14 protein-coding genes are annotated in these 15665 nt (G+C 73.3%); 3 read left to right on the top strand and 11 right to left on the bottom strand.

Going from position 1 to position 15665, the window contains the following annotated elements; translation table 11 throughout:
- The first annotated feature begins 30 nt into the window (after nt 1-30).
- Complete coding sequence (locus tag ACZ3IG_RS08735; protein ID WP_467430218.1) at nt 31-243, top strand: MbtH family protein; 213 nt, start codon at nt 31-33, stop codon at nt 241-243.
- A 104-nt stretch (nt 244-347) separates the two neighbouring features.
- Here ACZ3IG_RS08735 and ACZ3IG_RS08730 read toward each other — a convergent pair whose 3' ends face one another.
- From ACZ3IG_RS08730 to ACZ3IG_RS08680, 11 genes are all read right to left on the bottom strand, one after another.
- Complete coding sequence (locus tag ACZ3IG_RS08730) at nt 348-2219, bottom strand: ATP-binding cassette domain-containing protein (protein WP_467430217.1); 1872 nt, start codon at nt 2217-2219, stop codon at nt 348-350.
- An 871-nt stretch (nt 2220-3090) separates the two neighbouring features.
- On the bottom strand, nt 3091-3687 hold the full coding sequence (locus ACZ3IG_RS08725) for a TetR/AcrR family transcriptional regulator (RefSeq protein ID WP_467430214.1): 597 nt from the start codon (nt 3685-3687) through the stop codon (nt 3091-3093).
- 10 nt (nt 3688-3697) lie between these two features.
- Nucleotides 3698-4282 (bottom strand): sugar O-acetyltransferase, encoded by a 585-nt coding sequence (locus ACZ3IG_RS08720; RefSeq protein ID WP_467430212.1) that lies wholly within the window; start codon nt 4280-4282, stop codon nt 3698-3700.
- Between the two features lie 62 nt (nt 4283-4344).
- Entirely contained in the window at nt 4345-5541 is a 1197-nt protein-coding gene (locus tag ACZ3IG_RS08715; RefSeq protein ID WP_467430210.1) for an MFS transporter, read from the bottom strand.
- A 36-nt stretch (nt 5542-5577) separates the two neighbouring features.
- Nucleotides 5578-6333 (bottom strand): SDR family oxidoreductase, encoded by a 756-nt coding sequence (locus tag ACZ3IG_RS08710; protein WP_467430207.1) that lies wholly within the window; start codon nt 6331-6333, stop codon nt 5578-5580.
- Entirely contained in the window at nt 6330-7301 is a 972-nt protein-coding gene (locus ACZ3IG_RS08705) for a fumarylacetoacetate hydrolase family protein (RefSeq protein ID WP_467430206.1), read from the bottom strand. Before ACZ3IG_RS08705 ends, ACZ3IG_RS08710 begins: the two co-directional genes overlap by 4 nt.
- Nucleotides 7302-7335: 34 nt before the next feature.
- Nucleotides 7336-8268, bottom strand: coding sequence for a VOC family protein (locus ACZ3IG_RS08700; RefSeq protein ID WP_467430204.1), 933 nt, complete (start codon nt 8266-8268; stop codon nt 7336-7338).
- Between the two features lie 6 nt (nt 8269-8274).
- A complete protein-coding gene (locus ACZ3IG_RS08695) occupies nt 8275-9273 on the bottom strand; it encodes an amidohydrolase family protein (protein WP_467430561.1) in 999 nt (332 codons plus the stop codon).
- Nucleotides 9274-9278: 5 nt separating this feature from the next.
- Nucleotides 9279-10403: an FAD-dependent oxidoreductase gene (locus tag ACZ3IG_RS08690; RefSeq protein WP_467430203.1), complete on the bottom strand. Its 1125-nt coding sequence runs from the start codon at nt 10401-10403 to the stop codon at nt 9279-9281.
- Between the two features lie 24 nt (nt 10404-10427).
- A complete protein-coding gene (locus ACZ3IG_RS08685) occupies nt 10428-11390 on the bottom strand; it encodes a cyclase family protein (RefSeq protein ID WP_467430201.1) in 963 nt (320 codons plus the stop codon).
- Nucleotides 11387-12406 carry a fumarylacetoacetate hydrolase family protein gene (locus ACZ3IG_RS08680; protein ID WP_467430200.1) on the bottom strand — a complete coding sequence of 340 codons (1020 nt, stop codon included), beginning with the start codon at nt 12404-12406 and terminating at the stop codon, nt 11387-11389. The genes ACZ3IG_RS08685 and ACZ3IG_RS08680 overlap by 4 nt, the downstream gene beginning before the upstream one ends.
- A 175-nt stretch (nt 12407-12581) precedes the next feature.
- On the opposite strand from ACZ3IG_RS08680, the gene ACZ3IG_RS08675 reads away from it, so the two are divergent.
- Both ACZ3IG_RS08675 and ACZ3IG_RS08670 read left to right on the top strand, forming a co-directional pair.
- Nucleotides 12582-13499 (top strand): LysR family transcriptional regulator, encoded by a 918-nt coding sequence (locus ACZ3IG_RS08675; RefSeq protein WP_467430199.1) that lies wholly within the window; start codon nt 12582-12584, stop codon nt 13497-13499.
- Between the two features lie 46 nt (nt 13500-13545).
- On the top strand, nt 13546-15555 hold the full coding sequence (locus tag ACZ3IG_RS08670; RefSeq protein ID WP_467430197.1) for a beta-galactosidase: 2010 nt from the start codon (nt 13546-13548) through the stop codon (nt 15553-15555).
- Nucleotides 15556-15665 lie beyond the last annotated feature (110 nt).

The following is a 15665-nucleotide window of genomic DNA, read 5'->3' as shown; positions in this document are numbered from 1 at the left end:
ACCACAGGAATCGACCGTAGGAGCGGAAAGATGAGCAACCCCTTCGAGGACGAGCACGCCCAGTACCTCGCCCTTGTCAACGACGAGGGCCAGTACTCGCTGTGGCCGGTGTCGATCGACGTCCCACAGGGCTGGCGCACGGCGCACGGCCCGGCCGGCCGCCGGGAATGTCTGGAGCACATCGAGAAGAACTGGACCGACATGCGCCCCGCCGGCCTGGTCGCGGCCATGAGGCAGGCGTAGCCGACGGGCCCCAGGGGCCGGTTCCGGGGCCGCCCGGGACCGGCCCCTGAGGGCCCCTGACCGTTTCCGGTCCGGACGGGACCGCGGCCGGTGGAGACGGGAGTTCACCGCTCCTGCGACAGACGGAGGAGGTCGGCGAAGGTCCCGGCGGCGTGGACGAGATCGTCGTAGGTGCCCTGTTCGGTGATGCGGCCCTGCTCCATGACGACGATGTGGTCGGCGGTCTTCGTGTTCTCCAGCCGATGGGTGACGACGATGGTGATCCGGTCGGCCGAGATGGCCTTGATCCGCTCGAAGATGGCGTGCTCGCCACGAGGATCCGTCTGCGAGGTCGGCTCGTCCAGGATCAGCAGGGGCGGACGCCGGTACAGGGCGCGGGAGCAGGCCAGCCGCTGCCACTGGCCGCCGGAGAGTTCGGTGCCGCCGAAGACCTCGCGGGCGAGGAGGGTGTCGAGCCCGCCGGGCAGTTCCTCGATCACCTCACGCATGCCGACCGAGTCGACGGCGTCCCACACGTCACGGTCGTCATGGCTGTGGGGCTGGCCGAGGGTGACGTTCTCCCGGGCTCGCAGCGGCCACTGGGCGAAGATCTGCGGCACGAGTCCGGTGCACGCCCAGACGGTGGCCGGGTCGGTGTCGGCGAGGTCGGTGCCGTTCCAGGTGACGCGGCCCTTGTCGGCGAGGTAGATGCCGGTGATCAGCCGGGTCAGGGTGCTCTTGCCCGAGCCGTTCACTCCGACGACGGCGAGGATCTGACCGCGCCGCAGGGTGAGGGAGACGCCGTTCACAGCGGGGCGGTCCTTGCCGGGGTACTGGTAGACGACCTCCTCCAGCCGGATCTCTTCCACGGGCGGCGCGACGGCTGACGTTCCCCGCCTGGGCGCGCGGGCGGCGGCGTCGTCGAAGAACGCCTGCATGTCGCCGAGATACAGGCTGGTGTGGAAGACGGCGGCGCCCTCGATGACAAGCTGGGACAGCGCGGCCAGCGTGGTCTGCACGGCCACGACCGCGGTCGCGGCGACGGCCGGCGCGATCCGTCCGCTCGCGGTCAGCCAGGCGAGCGTTCCCCAGGTCGCGGCGAGGAACGTCCCGCCCGCGAGCGAGGACAGCAGGGTGATCCGCAGGGTCCGGGGTGCCGCGGCCACGGTACGCCGGTCGACCCGTTCGGACAGGGCGCGGTACCAGTACAGGAGGTAGTCGGTCATGCCGTTGGCGCGGACCTCGTCGCCGTACTTGGGTGTGGTGGCCCACCAGCGGGTCATGCCGCGGATGTTGCGGTCGGCGATGTTGGCGTAGTGGATCTCGTAGTCGACCCGTGCGGTCAGGACCGCCCCGACACCGGCCGGGGTGACGGCCAGCAGGAGCAGCGGCAGCATCAGGGGGTGCAGGACGGAGACGACGACGCCGGCGGTGACCAGCCTGATCAAGGCCGTCATGAACCGCTGGGCGTCCATGACCATGACGTGGGTGCGGGTGACACCCATCTCCGCGGCTTCCTGCCGGTCGGAGAAGCCGTCGCCGGCGTAGGCGGCGGCCTCGACCCGGCAGACGGCCTCGACGAGCGCGGTGTCCATCGCGGTCGTCAGCCGGGGCGTGACGCGCCGCTCGGCATAGCGGGCCACGGCCACGGACGTCCGGGCGACCGCGCCGGCCGTCGCGACGACGGCCAGCGCCGGGAGGGCCTCGCGCAGCCGGTCCGCCACGGCACCGGCCCCGAGGACGGGGGCCAGGGCGCGGGCGGTGGCGGTCAGCAGTACGGCGGCTGCCGCTCCGGCGGCCAGCTGACAGGCCAGCAGGAGGAGCACGGCGCGGCGGTCGATCCCCCAGGCCAGCCGCGCGATGCGGGCCAGCACGGACGGGAGTTGCGCGCACAGACTCCGGAAACCGGCCTGTCCCAGCGGGTTGACGGAGTACTGCCCCGAGTAGGTGATCTCCGCGGGCGGTGGCGGCTGCACGGGCCGGGTGGTCGGGGTCAACTGCGCGTCTCCTTGCGTCGGGGCCGGGGGCGACCCGGCACCGGGCTCAACGACGCGGGGCCGCAATCGAACGCACGTGTTTCGGCCGGGATGGCTCACCAGGCTCCGCAGGGGCGCCGGCACATGTCGGCTACAACGACCCTCGCCGCGCAAGGGCAGGGCGGCGAGACCCGGGTGGCCGAAACGCGGAGGCGCGCCGGCCCGGGCGACTCGGCGGGCGACGCGTCTTCCAGCCGTCGTTGCCGCGGTGCCGGCCGCCTCAGACGCTGTCGAGCCCGGTGGGTGCGCCAGACGCCGGGGCCGGAGACGGGGAGTTCCACGTGGCCTCCAGGGCACCGTGGCCGGCGAAGGTGTCCGTGCCGATCACGGTCTCCCACGCCGCTGCGGCGGCCGGCCGGGCGGCTGGGTCCACGGCCGGGGCGCAGCCGTCGACGGCGCCGCCGGATGCCAGGAGGCACGCGCGACGATCGAGTGACCCGCGGGTCAGGTCTCTTCGGGTGGTGGGTGCCGGGTGTGCGCGGCGCGGTCGCTCCGCCGCGACCAGGCGTACCCGAGCCGGTCGACGGCCGTGGTGTCGCGCACGCGCAGGGTCAGGCCGGTGCCGCTGCCTTCGAGGCGTGGAGGGAGTACCGGTCGTGGCCGGGGCGGTACGTGTGCTTTCCGCCGAACGCCGGCCAGCAGACGGCGCCCATGCCGTCGGAGCGGACCGTTCCGGTGGCCGCGGTGCGCTCGCCGCGGTCTCCGATCCGCTTGTCGCGCGACGGGGAACGCTGTAGCGGGACAGCGCGGGTCCGCGGCGTCCTTCGGGCGGACGAGCCTGCCACTGCGGGGCCCGTGCGGCACAGCGGTCAGGTCCGTGCCGCACGGGCGGTCAGGTGGCCCGGTCGCCGGGGACGGTGCCCGGTGAACCCGGTGTGCCGGGCGTGCCGGGTGTGGTGACGCGGGTGACGGCTTCCAGGGTCAGGGCGCGGTCGTGGGGGTGCCGGGCGAGCGCGCGGTGGAGGGTCAGGCCCTCGATGAGGGCGTCCAGTTGCCGGGCGGTGTCCGGGTCGAAGTGCTTCTCCAGGTGGGTGCGGCTGCGCGCCATCCACGTGTGGGTGAGTTCCCGGTAGGCGGGGCGCCGGGCGGCGAGGGTGTACAGCTCCTGGGTGAGGACGAGGTCGCGTTGGCTGCCCTCGGACAGGACGTGGATGAGGTCGGTCACCGCCGCCCTGGCCTGGTCGCGGTCGGCCGGGGCGCTGAGATGGGCGTCGAAGAGGGCGACGATGTGGTCGGTGAAGCGGCGGAACGCCTCGCCCAGCAGGTGGTCCATGCCGTCGAAGTGGTAGGTCATCGACCCCAGGGGCACGCCGGCGCGTGCGGCGATCTTCCGGTGGGAGACGCCGGCGACCCCCTCGTCGGCGATCAGGTCGAGGGTCGCGGCGAGGATGCGTTCGCGGCGCTGGGGGTCGGTGTGTCCGGTGGCCATGACGACAGACTCACAGACTCCGTACCACGCGGGCGGGATTGCCGACGGCGACGACGTCCGTGGGGACGTCCTTGGTGACGACGGCGCCGGCGCCGATGACGGAGTTGTCCCCGATGGTCACGCCGGGCAGCACGATCGCGCCGCCGCCGAGCCACACGTTGTCGCCGATGGTGATCGGCCGGGCGGCCTCCAGCTTGTCGCGGCGGGGCCCCGGCTCCAGCGGGTGGGTCGGGGTGAGCAACTGGACGTTCGGTCCGATCTGGCAGTCCGCGCCGATGGTGACGGCGGCGACGTCCAGGGCGGTGAGGTTGTAGTTGACGAAGGTACGGGCACCGATCGTGATGTTGCTGCCGTAGTCGACGTACAGGGGCGGCCGTACGTGCGCCTCCTCGCCGAGCGCGCCGAGCAGCTCGGCGAGGAGCGGACGGGCCGCGTCGGCGTCCTCGGCGTAGGCGGCCTGGTAACGGGCGGCCAGGCGCACGGCCCGCTGCTGGCGGCGGGCGATCTCCGGGTCGTCGGCGATGTAGAGGTCGCCCGCCCGCATGCGTTCCAGGTTGGTGCGCGGGTCGCCCGCGAAGTGGTCCGTCGTCGCCATGGTCGCGAGCGTACACCCTGAGCGTACGAACGTACCTTCTGGCGGGGCGCACCGGGGCGCGCTCAGCGCTCGCGTGGCCGCAGCACCCCGGCGAGCAGCACCACGAGAACTCCGGCCAGCGGTACCACCAGCAGGCCCAGCCGCAGGCCGGCGGCGTCGGCGACGAGGCCGACGACGGGAGGGGAGAGCAGGAAGCCCAGGCGCATGAGCCAGGAGACGATCGTCAGCCCCGAGCCGGGTCTGAGGCCGGGCAGCGCGTCGGCCTCGTGCATCGCGGCGGGTACGAGGGTGGCGACGCCGAACCCGGCGGCGGCGAAGCCGGCGATGGTGCCGGGGAGGGTGGGCACCGCCAGGGCCAGACCCATGCCGGCCGCGGTGATCAGGCCGCCGGCCCGGGCCACCGCGCGCTGCCCGAAGCGGTCGACGAGCCGGTCGCCGATGACGCGGCCGGTGAACTGGGCGCCCACCAGGGCGATGTAGCCGGTGGCCGCGAGCGCCGCCGAGGAGTGCAGGGAGCCGGAGAGGTAGAGGGCGGCCCAGGAGTTCCCGGCGTCCTCGACGAGGGTGCCGGCGGTGGCGATCAGGACGAGGGCGGTCAGCACGTAGGCCGTACGGCGGGCGGTGCCCGCCTGCCGCGGTCGGTGGCCCTCGTGGCCGTCGGCCTCCGGTCCGGTGTCGGGGCCGGGCAGGCAGTACCGCAGGGTGAGGCAGGCGGCGGCGCCGAAGACGACCGCCGAGACCGTCAGATGCTGTCCGCGCGTCAGGTCCAGGGCGATGGCCCCGGCGGCCATGGCGCCTCCGGTGACGGCGCCGACGGACCAGATCGCGTGCAAGGAGTTGATGATGGAACGTCCGTAGCGGCGCTGTACGCGCAGGCCGTGCGCGTTCTGCGCGACGTCGGTGACCGCGTCCATCGCCCCCGCCAGGAACAGGGCCGCCGCGAGCACCGGCACCGAGCCGGCGGTCCCCGCGGCGAGGGCGCCGAGGGCGGTCAGCAGGGTGCACACGACGGCCACTCGCGCCGACCCGAACCGGCGCACGAGCACGCCGGCCGCCGGCCCCGCCACGATGGCGCCGGCCGGGAAGGCGGCGACGGCCAGCCCGTAGACGGCGTTGCTCATCCCGAGGTCGGCCTTGATCTCCGGGTAGCGCGGCAGCAGGTTGGCGAACAGGGCGCCGTTGGTGAGGAACAGCACGGCCACGGCGATACGGGCCCGCCGCTCCGCCGAGGAGGGCCGGACCGGTATGTCGACTGTCATGGCCGCGACCCTACCCGGAGAGCGTACGAACGTACACTACGGTTCTTCGGGACCGGGCGGCGGCTGGGGGCGCAGCGCGTCGGAGACCGACTTGACGCCGCCGTGCGCGGTCAGTCCGCCGTCCACCGGGATCTCGGCGCCGGTGATGAACGACGACTCGTCCGACAGCAGGAACACCACCAGCGGCGCCACCTCGTCGACCGTGCCCGTGCGGCCCAGCGGGGTCTCGCGGACGTTGGCCGCGCGGAACGCCGGGGCGGCGGAGGCGGTCATCCCGGTCTCGATGTAACCGGGGTGGACCGTGTTCACCCGGATGCCGCGCGGGCCCAGCTCCAGCGCCGCCGCCTTCGACAGGCCCCGCAGACCCCACTTGCTCGCCGTGTAGGCGACCGGGTAGTGCGCGGTGAGCGCGGCGGAGGAGCCGACGTTGACGATCGAGGAGCCCGGCGGCATCAGCGGGCTCAGCCGCTGGATGCCGAGCAGCGGACCGGTGACGTTGACCGAGTGGACCCGCTCGAAGTCCTCGGCCCGTACGTCACCCACCCGGGCCCGCCAGGTGACGCCCGCGTTGTTCACCAGGCCGTGCACCTGCCCGTACGTCTGTGCCAACTCGGCGGCGAGCAGGGCCCATTCGTCGTCGCTGCTGACGTCGAGGCGACGGCAGCCGCCCGCCGGGGACACGTCGGTCGCGATGACCCGGGCGCCTTCCCGGGCGAGGGCCGCGGCCTCGGCGGCGCCCTGGCCACGGGCGGCACCCGTGACCACGACGACCTTGCCCTCCAGCCTCCTCACGGCCGCTCCCGGCCGCGCCGCCGCCCGGCCGGCAGCGGGACGGGCTCCGGGCCGGGGACGACGGTGTTGGTGAGGGTGCCGAGGCCCTCGACGGTGAGCGTGACGGTGTCGCCGGGCCGCAGCGGCGGCGGGGTCCTCTCGCCCCGCCGTCCCCACAGTTCGGCGAGGCAGCCGCCGTTGCCGCAGGTGCCCGAGCCGAGCACGTCGCCCGGTACGACCCGGGTGCCGCGCGAGGCGTAGGCGGTCATCTCCTCGAACGTCCAGCTCATGTTGGACAGCAGGTCCTCACCCACCTTCACCCCGTTGACCTCGGCTCTCAGGGCCAGCCGCAGGAAACCGTCGCCGTCCCGGTACGGCTCCAGCTCGTCGGCGGTGACGAGGTACGGGCCGAGGGTGGTGGCGGTGTCCTTGCCCTTGCAGGGGCCGAGGCCGACCTTCATCTCCGCGCCCTGGAGGTCGCGCGCGGACCAGTCGTTGAACACGGTGTAGCCGGCGATGTGGTCGCGGGCCTGTGCGGGCGTGAGGTCGCTGCCCTCCCGGCCGATCACCGCGCCCACCTCCAGCTCGAAGTCCAGCACGGCCGAGCCCGGCGGCACCGGGACGGTGTCCTGGTGGCCGTAGACCGCGTGCGGGTTGGTGAAGTAGAACGTCGGCGCCGCGTACCACTGCTCGGGCACCCCGGCGACGCCGTCGACGGAGCGGCGTACGCCTTCGACGTGCTCCTCGAAGGTGACGAAGTCCCGTACGGACGCGGGCCGCAGGGGAGGGAGCAGCCGCACCCCGGAGATCCGGGGGCCGGGCGGCGCTTCGAGCGCGGCGCTGCCGGCGGCCAGCAGTCCGGGCAGGCCGCCGGTCTCGGCGAGCAGGCCGGTGAGCGAGGTGACGCCGGGCAGCGGGAAGAGGGTGCCGTCCTCCTCGACGACGGCCACCCGGCGCTCGTGGTGGTGTTCGTAGGCGGCGAAACGCATGGCGCGCCTCTGCTTTCCGGTAGGCGGGGGAGGATCAGACCGGGGGCGCGATGAAGACGCCGCGGTCGGGGTCGTTGAAGGACTCCTTGGCGACCAGTTCGTTCATGGGGTTGGCGGTGCCCCACTGGTCGGTGACCTCGGGCTGGGAGAAGTCGTAGACGTGCGGGTGCCAGGTGTCCTCGTCGAGGATCTCCAGCTCGGTGGTGTACTCGACGGTGTTGCCGTGCGGGTCGAGGAAGTACGTGAACGTGTTGTCCCCGGCCATGTGCCGGCCCGGACCCCAGATCTTCCGGAAGCCGGCGCGCATCACCCGTCCCGAGCCGCGCATGTACTCGTCCAGGCCGCGCATCTCGAAGGAGACGTGGTGCAGGGCGGTGTGCGGGCCCTGGGCGATGGCCATCGAGTGGTGCTGGTTGCTGATCCGCATGAAGTGCATGACCTCGCCCATGTGCGGGGAGGACAGCGTGTCCGACAGGGCGAAGCCGAGGTGGCGCTCGTACCACTCGCGGGTGCGGTTCAGGTCGGGGGAGTTGAGGACGACGTGGGAGAGCTTGACCGGGATGGCCTCCTTCTCCTCGATCTTGCGGTGCTGCCTGACCTCGACGTCGGCCAGGACCTCGATGGTGCGGCCGTCGACGTCGAAGAACCGGAAGCCGTAGCCGCCGCCGGGGGTGTCCACCGTGCCCGGCCGGGAGATCAGCTGGACGCCGCCCGCGAGGAGCCGCTCGGCGAGGGTGTCGACGTCGGCGGGGGACGCGGCGCCGTAGGAGACGAGGTCGAGGCGCTTCTCCTCGGCCTTGCGCAGCCGCACGACGTACTGCTCGGGGGAGCCCTCGGCGGCCAGGAAGGAGAGGCCGGAGTCCTCGGCGACCTTGGTCAGGCCCCAGACGCCGGCGTAGAAGTCGAGCTGCTTGTCGTAGTCGGGTACCGCGAGGTCGACGTGGCGCAGGTGGGTGAGCAGACGCATGGTGTGTCATCCCTTCCGGAGGAGAGTGGTGGCGTTCCCGCCGCGTACGGCGTCGAAGTCGGCCTCGGACAGCCGCGCGGCGCGCAGTGCGCCGAGGGGGTCCTCGGTGCCCATGTCGAACGGGAAGTCCGAGCCGAGCAGCACCCGGTCGGCGCCGGCGACCCGTACCAGCTCCCGCAGGACGTGCGGGTCGTGGACGAGGGAGTCGAAGTACAGCCGCCTCAGGTAGCTGCTGGGCGGGTGGGCGCAGCCGGCGCCCGCGTCGGAGCGGGCCGACCAGGCGTGGTCGGAGCGGCCGATGTGGGTGGGCAGATAGCCGCCGCCGTGCGCGGCGATCAGCGTCAGGTCCGGGTGACGGTCGAGGACCCCGGAGAAGATCAGGTGGGAGAGGGCGACGGCGTTCTCGGCCGGCTGTCCGACGGTGTTGGACAGGTACCAGCGGTCGAGGCGCTCGTCGAGGGTGCAGCCGAAGGGGTGCAGGAAGACCAGCGCGCCGGTCTCCTCGGCCCGGGACCAGAAGGGCTCGTAGGCCGGGTCGGACAGCTCCCGGCCGGGGGCGTGGCTGGAGATCTCCACACCGAGCAGGCCCTGCGCCAGGGCGTCGTCGAGGGCGCGCACCGCGAGGTCCGGGTGCTGGAGTGGGACCAGCCCCAGGCCGCGCAGCCGCCCGGGGGCGGCCGAACAGTGCGCCGCGGTCGCCGCATTGGCCAGCCGGTACACCTTCTCGGCGGTCTGCTCGTCCGTCCAGTAGTGGTAGTGCGATGGCGAGGGGCTGACCAGTTGCACGTCCACGCCCTGCGCGTCCATCGCGGCCAGCCGGGCGGCGGGGTCGGTGAGCAGCGGGATGCGGTCGCGGACCATCGGCCCGCTCACCGCGAGGGCGGCGGGCCCGTTGCGGCGGGCGTCCAGCGCGCGGGCCTCGGCGTGGCCGGGCAGACCGGCGACGAGCGCCTCGGCCTCGGGCAGCAGGACGTGGGCGTGCACGTCCACGGTGGGCGTGTTCACGGCGGTCACGGCAGCTCCCGGAGCATCGTCATCGTCCGGCCCATCAGGCCGGGAACGTCGGCGTCGCGCACCCCGTCGAGCTGCCACCGCCCGATCTGCACCGACGCCTCCACGACCGGCCGGACCCGGCCGATCCGCCGGTCGTAGTACGCCTGGAACAGCGCGTCGTCCCACTCGTCGGTCCCGGTCAGCAACTGGGCCAGCACCCAGGCGTCCTCCAGGGAGAGCGCGGCGCCCTGGGCGAGGGTGGGCGGGCAGCAGTGCGCGGCGTCACCGGCCAGCACGACCCGGCCGCGGTGCCAGGAGCCCTCCACGAGCATGCGGTCGAACCAGGTGTAGTTGACCTTCCCCGAGTCGGTGATGTGCTCGGTGATCTCCGGCCAGAACCCGCCGTAGTGCCGGGTCAGGCGGCGCATCTCCTCGGCGTACGACTCCGGCGGGATCGACGCCCGGTCCCGGTTGTCCTCGACGACGTAGGCGTAGATGGTGTCCTCGCTGGTGGGGCAGTAGCCGGCGATGTAGGCCGGGCCGCCGTAGGCGAGGTCGGTACGGGTCAGCCCCGCCGGACGCGGGGCCGCGATCCGCCAGATGGCCATGCCGGTCGGCTCGGGCTTGGCGGTGATGCCGATCGCGGCGCGGGTGGCGGAGCCCAGGCCGTCGGCGGCGATCACCAGGTCGTAGTGGTGCTCGGAGCCGTCGGAGAGGCGTACCCGGCCGCCGGCCGGGTCCAGGATCTCGGCGGTGGTGCCGAGGCGGACGGTGGCGCCGCTGGCGCGCACGGCGTCGATGAGGATCTGCTGGAGCCGGGGGCGCCGCATGCCGACGCTGGCGGGCAGGTCGTCGCCGCCGGTGCGCAGGTCGTCCTGGACGTGCAGGACGGTGCCGTCGGGGGCGGTGATGCCGACGGAGCCGAAGCCGAAGCCGGATGCCTCCACCTGCTCCCAGACGCCGAGTTCGCGCAGGACGCGCAGGGCGTTGCCCTGGAGGGTGATGCCGGAGCCGCGGGTCGCGTTCCAGTCGTCCTTGGCCTCGACCAGGTCCACGGTGACACCGGCGCGGCGCAGCAGGATCGTCACGGCGTTGCCGGCCGCACCGCCGCCGATCACCAGGACCGTGCGGGCTTCGCTCATGGGGGAACTCCTTCGTTGCACCGGCTACTTGACGGCGATCGGGTTGACGGGGGAGCCGACCGCGCCCGTGACGGGCAGGGGAGCGGCGGTGAGCCAGAAGGCGTACGCGCCGTCGGCCGCGCAGTCCTCGGCGAGCGCGTCCGGGTCCCACATCTCCCCGATCAGCAGGCCGAGGTGGGGGATGGCGACCTGGTGCAGCGGCTGGAAGGCGTGCTCGAACTCGTTGGGGCGGACCTCGAAGCCCCAGGTGTCGGTGGCGATCGCGGCGATCTCGGTACGGTGCAGCCAGCCCGCCGTGGTGAACGACAGGCCGGGTGCCGGACCGCCCGCGTACTCGCCCCAGCCCTCACGGCGGGCCCGGGTGAGCCGGCCGGTGCGGACGACGACGATGTCCCCGCGGCCGACCGTCACCCCGTGCGCCTCGGCGGTCGCCGTCAGGTGCTCCTCGGTGATCGCGAAGCCGTCGGGCAGCTCCCCGTCCACCCCGATCACCCGGCCGACGTCCAGGAGCACACCGCGCCCGGCGATGTGCGGGGCCAGGTGCTCGACGCCGGTGACGAGGTCGCCGTCCGAGGTGACCGTGCGCGCCGCGTCCCGCCCGTTCCACGCCTTGCCGTGGTCGAAGATGTGCCCGAGCCCGTCCCACTGCGTGGAGCACTGCAGCGGCATCGCGATCACGTCGTCGGCGCCGCCGAGGCCGTGCGGGAACCCCTGGTTGCCGAGGGCCGCGTCGGTGCCGGTGTCCAGCATGGTGTGCACCGGGTTGGTGCGGCGCCGCCAGCCCTGCTGCGGGCCGTCCATGTCGAAGCGCTGGGAGAGGGAGAAGCTCACGCCCCGCCGGACCAGCGCGGCGCCCTCGCGGCGCTTGGCCTCGTCGAGGAAGTTCACCGTGCCGAGCACGTCGTCCGCGCCCCAGCGGCCCCAGTTGGAGTACGCCTCGGCGGCCCTCGCTATCGACCCCTCGGGATCGGTGCGGTCCAGCGTCATCGGGCCACCTCCGCCACGCACCGGGTGCGCTGGGCGCCGAGCCCGGTGATGGAGGCGTCCATGACGTCGCCGTCGCGCAGCAGCCGGCCCCAGTGCATGCCGTTGCCGGCCGGGGAGCCGGTGAGCACCAGGTCGCCGGGGAGCAGCCGGGCGGTCCGCGAGGCGTAGGAGACCATGCGCGCCAGGCTGAAGAGCATGTCCGCGGTGGATTCGTCCTGCATGGTCTCGCCGTTCAGCTGGAGGACGAGACGCAGGTCGCCGGGGTCGGTGACCGACTCGGCGGGCACGATCCACGGGCCGAGCGGGGTGAAGCCGGGGGCGTTCTTGCTGCGCAGCCAGTCGGTGCCGATCTGCGGCATGTCCCGGCGGAAGACGGTGGCCCGGTCGGTCAGGTCGTTGGCGATCGTGTACCCGGCGACGTGGTCCAGTGCCTCCTCGACGGAGACCTGGTGGGCCGGCCGGCCGATGACCGCCGCCAGCTCCAGTTCCCAGTCGGGCTGCTCGGCCCACGCGGGCAGCACGACGTCGTCGTACGGGCCGGTGATCGCGCTCGGCAGGCCGATGAACACGTACGGCAGGTCCCGCGCCGCCCGCCGGTCCATGATCTCGGCGGCCTCCGCACGCCGCTCCGCCTCCGGCCGGTCGTCACCCGGGGCACGGTGCGCGACGTGCAGGTCGATGACGTGCTGCCGGTAGTTGGCGCCGGACTGGAACACCTGGCGCGGCTCGACCGGCGCGTGCACCCGGAACTCGGCCAGCGGCCGCCGGGCCTGACCGGCGGCACCGGCCAGCGCCCGCAGCCGGGGCAGTGCGGACTCCCAACTCTCCAGCAGCTCCCGGGTGGTCAGCCGGTCGTCGCCGAAGGCGGCCCGAAGATCGAGCGCCTGGCCGTCGGGGGTGACGAGGGCGGGGAAGGCCGGCCCGTCCGGGGCCGACAGCGTGCCGAGGGCGAAGGGACCCGCGAACAGCGCGGGCGACGGTGCCGAGGGCGACGAGGGTTCAGGTTTCACGGACATGTCCTCCTGATTGCGGTGGCACTAATCTGGACCCGCCGCCCGTGATCAGGGAAATAGATTGTGTGGATAACAGTCATCCATCGGATCTATTCTCGCTGGCCGTGGCTGTACAGCCTGGGATGGCCAGAGACAGCGAGTGCCAGCCACAGGAGCAACGGATGCAAGGGAGCGCCCGGTGAACCTCGCCCGCCTCGACCTCAACCTCGTCGTCGCCCTGCGCGCCCTGCTGGAGGAACGCAATGTCACCCGCGCCGGGCAGCGCGTCGGGCTCAGCCAGCCCGCCATGAGCGCCGCCCTGGCCCGGCTGCGCCGCCACTTCTCCGACGACCTGCTCGCCCGCGTCGGCGGTCACTACGAACTCACCGCCCTCGGCCAGGTCCTCCTGGACCGCACCGCCACCGCCTACGACGTGCTGGAACGCCTCTTCGCCAGCCAGGCCGACTTCGACCCGGCCGCGGAGAGGCGCGAGTTCCGGCTGATCGCCTCCGACTACGCCGTCGCCGTCTTCGGCACCGCGCTGGCCCGCGTCGTGCACGAGGAGGCCCCCGGCATCCGGCTGCGCTTCACCCAGACCCCGTCCGGCGTGACCGACGACACCGCGACCCTGCTCAGCGCCACCGACGGCCTGCTCATGCCGCACGGCGTCATCAGCGGCTTCCCCGCCACCGACCTCTACGACGACCGCTGGGTCTTCCTCGTCTGCGAGGACCACCCGGACGTCGGCGACCGGCTCACCGAGGACGACCTCTCCCGGCTGCCCTGGGTCACCTACCTGCGCACCTACGACGCCCCGGCCGTACGCCAGCTCGGCATGCTCGGCATCGAGCCGCACGCCGAAGTCTCCGTGGACAGCTTCCAGTTGCTGCCCCTGCTGGTGGCCGGCACCCGCCGTATCGCCCTGATCCAGGCCCGCCTGGCCCGGCTGCTGACCTCGCTGGCCGCCGTACGGACCGTGGAGCCGCCCTACGAGGCGGTGCCGCTGCGGGAGGCGCTGTGGTGGCACCCGGTGCACACCCACGACGCGGCCCACATCTGGCTGCGCGAGACGGCCGCCCGGGTCGGACGACTGCTGGCCGGCGCGCCCGAGGGGTGATCACGCACCCTCGCCCCGGGCCGGTCTCGCTGGAAGGATCGGGCAGATGACGACCCCACAGCCCTGGCCCCTCGACGTCCCCGGCATCGCCTACGGCGGTGACTACAACCCCGAGCAATGGCCTCTGGAGGTCCAGCTGGAGGACATCGAGCTGATGCGCGAGGCCGGCGTCGGCCTGCTCAGCGTCGGCATCTTCTCCTGGGCCCTGCTCGAACCGCGCGAGGGCGTCCACGACTTCACCTGGCTCGACCAGGTCCTGGACCGGCTGCACGCGGCCGGCATCCGCGTCGCCCTCGCCACCGCCACCGCCTCACCACCGCCCTGGCTGACCCGCGCGCACCCGGAGATCCTGCCGCGCACCGCCGAGGGCGCCGTCCTGCACCAGGGCGCCCGCCAGTCGTACGCCATCGCCTCACCGGTCTTCCGCGCGTACGCGCTCCGCATGACCCGCGCCATGGCCGAGCGCTACGGCGACCACCCCGCCCTGGCGCTGTGGCACGTGGACAACGAACTGGGCTGCCACGTGCCGCACGACTACTCCGACGCCTCGGCCACCGCGTTCCGCGCCTGGCTGGAGAAACGCTACGGCACCGTCGACGCCCTCAACGCGGCCTGGGGAACCGCCTTCTGGTCGCAGCGCTACGACGCCTTCGACGAGATCCTGCCGCCGCTGGCCGCGCCGACCTTCGTCAACCCCACCCAGCGGCTCGACTTCGCGCGTTTCTCCTCCGACGAGCACCTCGCCCACTACCGGGCGCTGCGCGACGTACTGCGCCAGGTCACCCCGCACGTGCCCACGACCACCAACTTCATGATGAACACCCGCAACAAGTGGGTGGACTACTTCTCCTGGTCGGCCGAGACGGACGTGGTGGCCAACGACCACTACCTGATCGCCGCGGACCCCGAGGCGCACATCGAACTCGCCCTCTCCGCCGACCTCAGCCGCGGCGTCGCGGGCGGCGCCCCCTGGATCCTCATGGAACACTCCACGTCCGCGGTCAACTGGCAGCCCCGCAACCGGCCGAAGGGCCCCGGCGAGATGTTCCGCAACTCCCTCGCCCATGTGGCGCGCGGCGCCGACGCGGTGATGTTCTTCCAGTGGCGGCAGTCCCTGGCCGGCGCGGAGAAGTACCACTCGGCGATGGTCCCGCACGCCGGCCGGGACACCGACGTGTTCCGCGACACCGTCGAACTCGGCCGGCGCCTGAAGGCCCTGGCCGAGGTGCGCGGCAGCCGGGTGCGCGCCGACGTCGCCCTGGTCTTCGACTATCCGTCCTGGTGGGCCGCCGAACAGGACGGCCGGCCCACCGAGGCCCTCGACTACCAGAGCGAGCTGCTGCGCTGGTACCGGGCGCTGTGGAAGCTGGGCGTCACGGCCGACGTCGTCTCCGCCGACACCGCCCTCGACGGCTACCGGGCCGTGATCGCGCCGACCCTCTACAGCGTCACCGACGCGGTCGCCGAACGGATCACCGCCGCCGCCGAAGCGGGCACCTCGGTGCTGCTCACCTTCCTCAGCGGCATCGTCGACGAGCACGACCACGTACGGCCGGGCGGCTATCCGGGCGCGTTCCGGGAGCTGCTGGGCGTGCGCACCGAGGAGTTCTGGCCGCTCCTGGAGGGTGAGACGCACACCCTCGACGACGGCTGCACCGCCGACCTGTGGAGCGAGAAGACCCACCTGACGGGCGCCACCGCCGTACGCACCTGGGCGGACGGACCGCTCACCGGCCGGCCGGCGGTGACCCGCAGGGCGGTGGGGCGGGGCGCGGCGTGGTACGTCGCCGCCCGGCCGGACGAGGAGGGCGTACGCCGGCTGGTCCGCTCCCTGCTGGACGAGGCGGGCGTGGCTCCCGAGCTGCCGGGGCTGCCCGCCGGCGTCGAGGCGGTACGCCGCCACCGGCCGGACGGCACCCGCTTCCTCTTCCTCGTCAACCACACCGGACAGGACGTCGAGATCCCGGTCCGCGGCCGGGAACTGATCCGGGACCGGGAAGTGACCGGCCCCCTCGTCCTGCCGGGAGGCGAGGTCGCCGTCGTGCGGGAGGACTGAGCGCCGCCGTCGTGCGGGAGGCGTGCGGGAGGACCGGGGGCCACCGTCGGGGGCGGCTGCGGCGTGCCTGGGCGGCCGGGCGACATATCCGATATATCACTGTCGAGTGT

The organism is Streptomyces sp. NPDC016677 (genome assembly GCF_055562815.1).
This window is presented reverse-complemented; position numbering and strand designations above follow the sequence as displayed.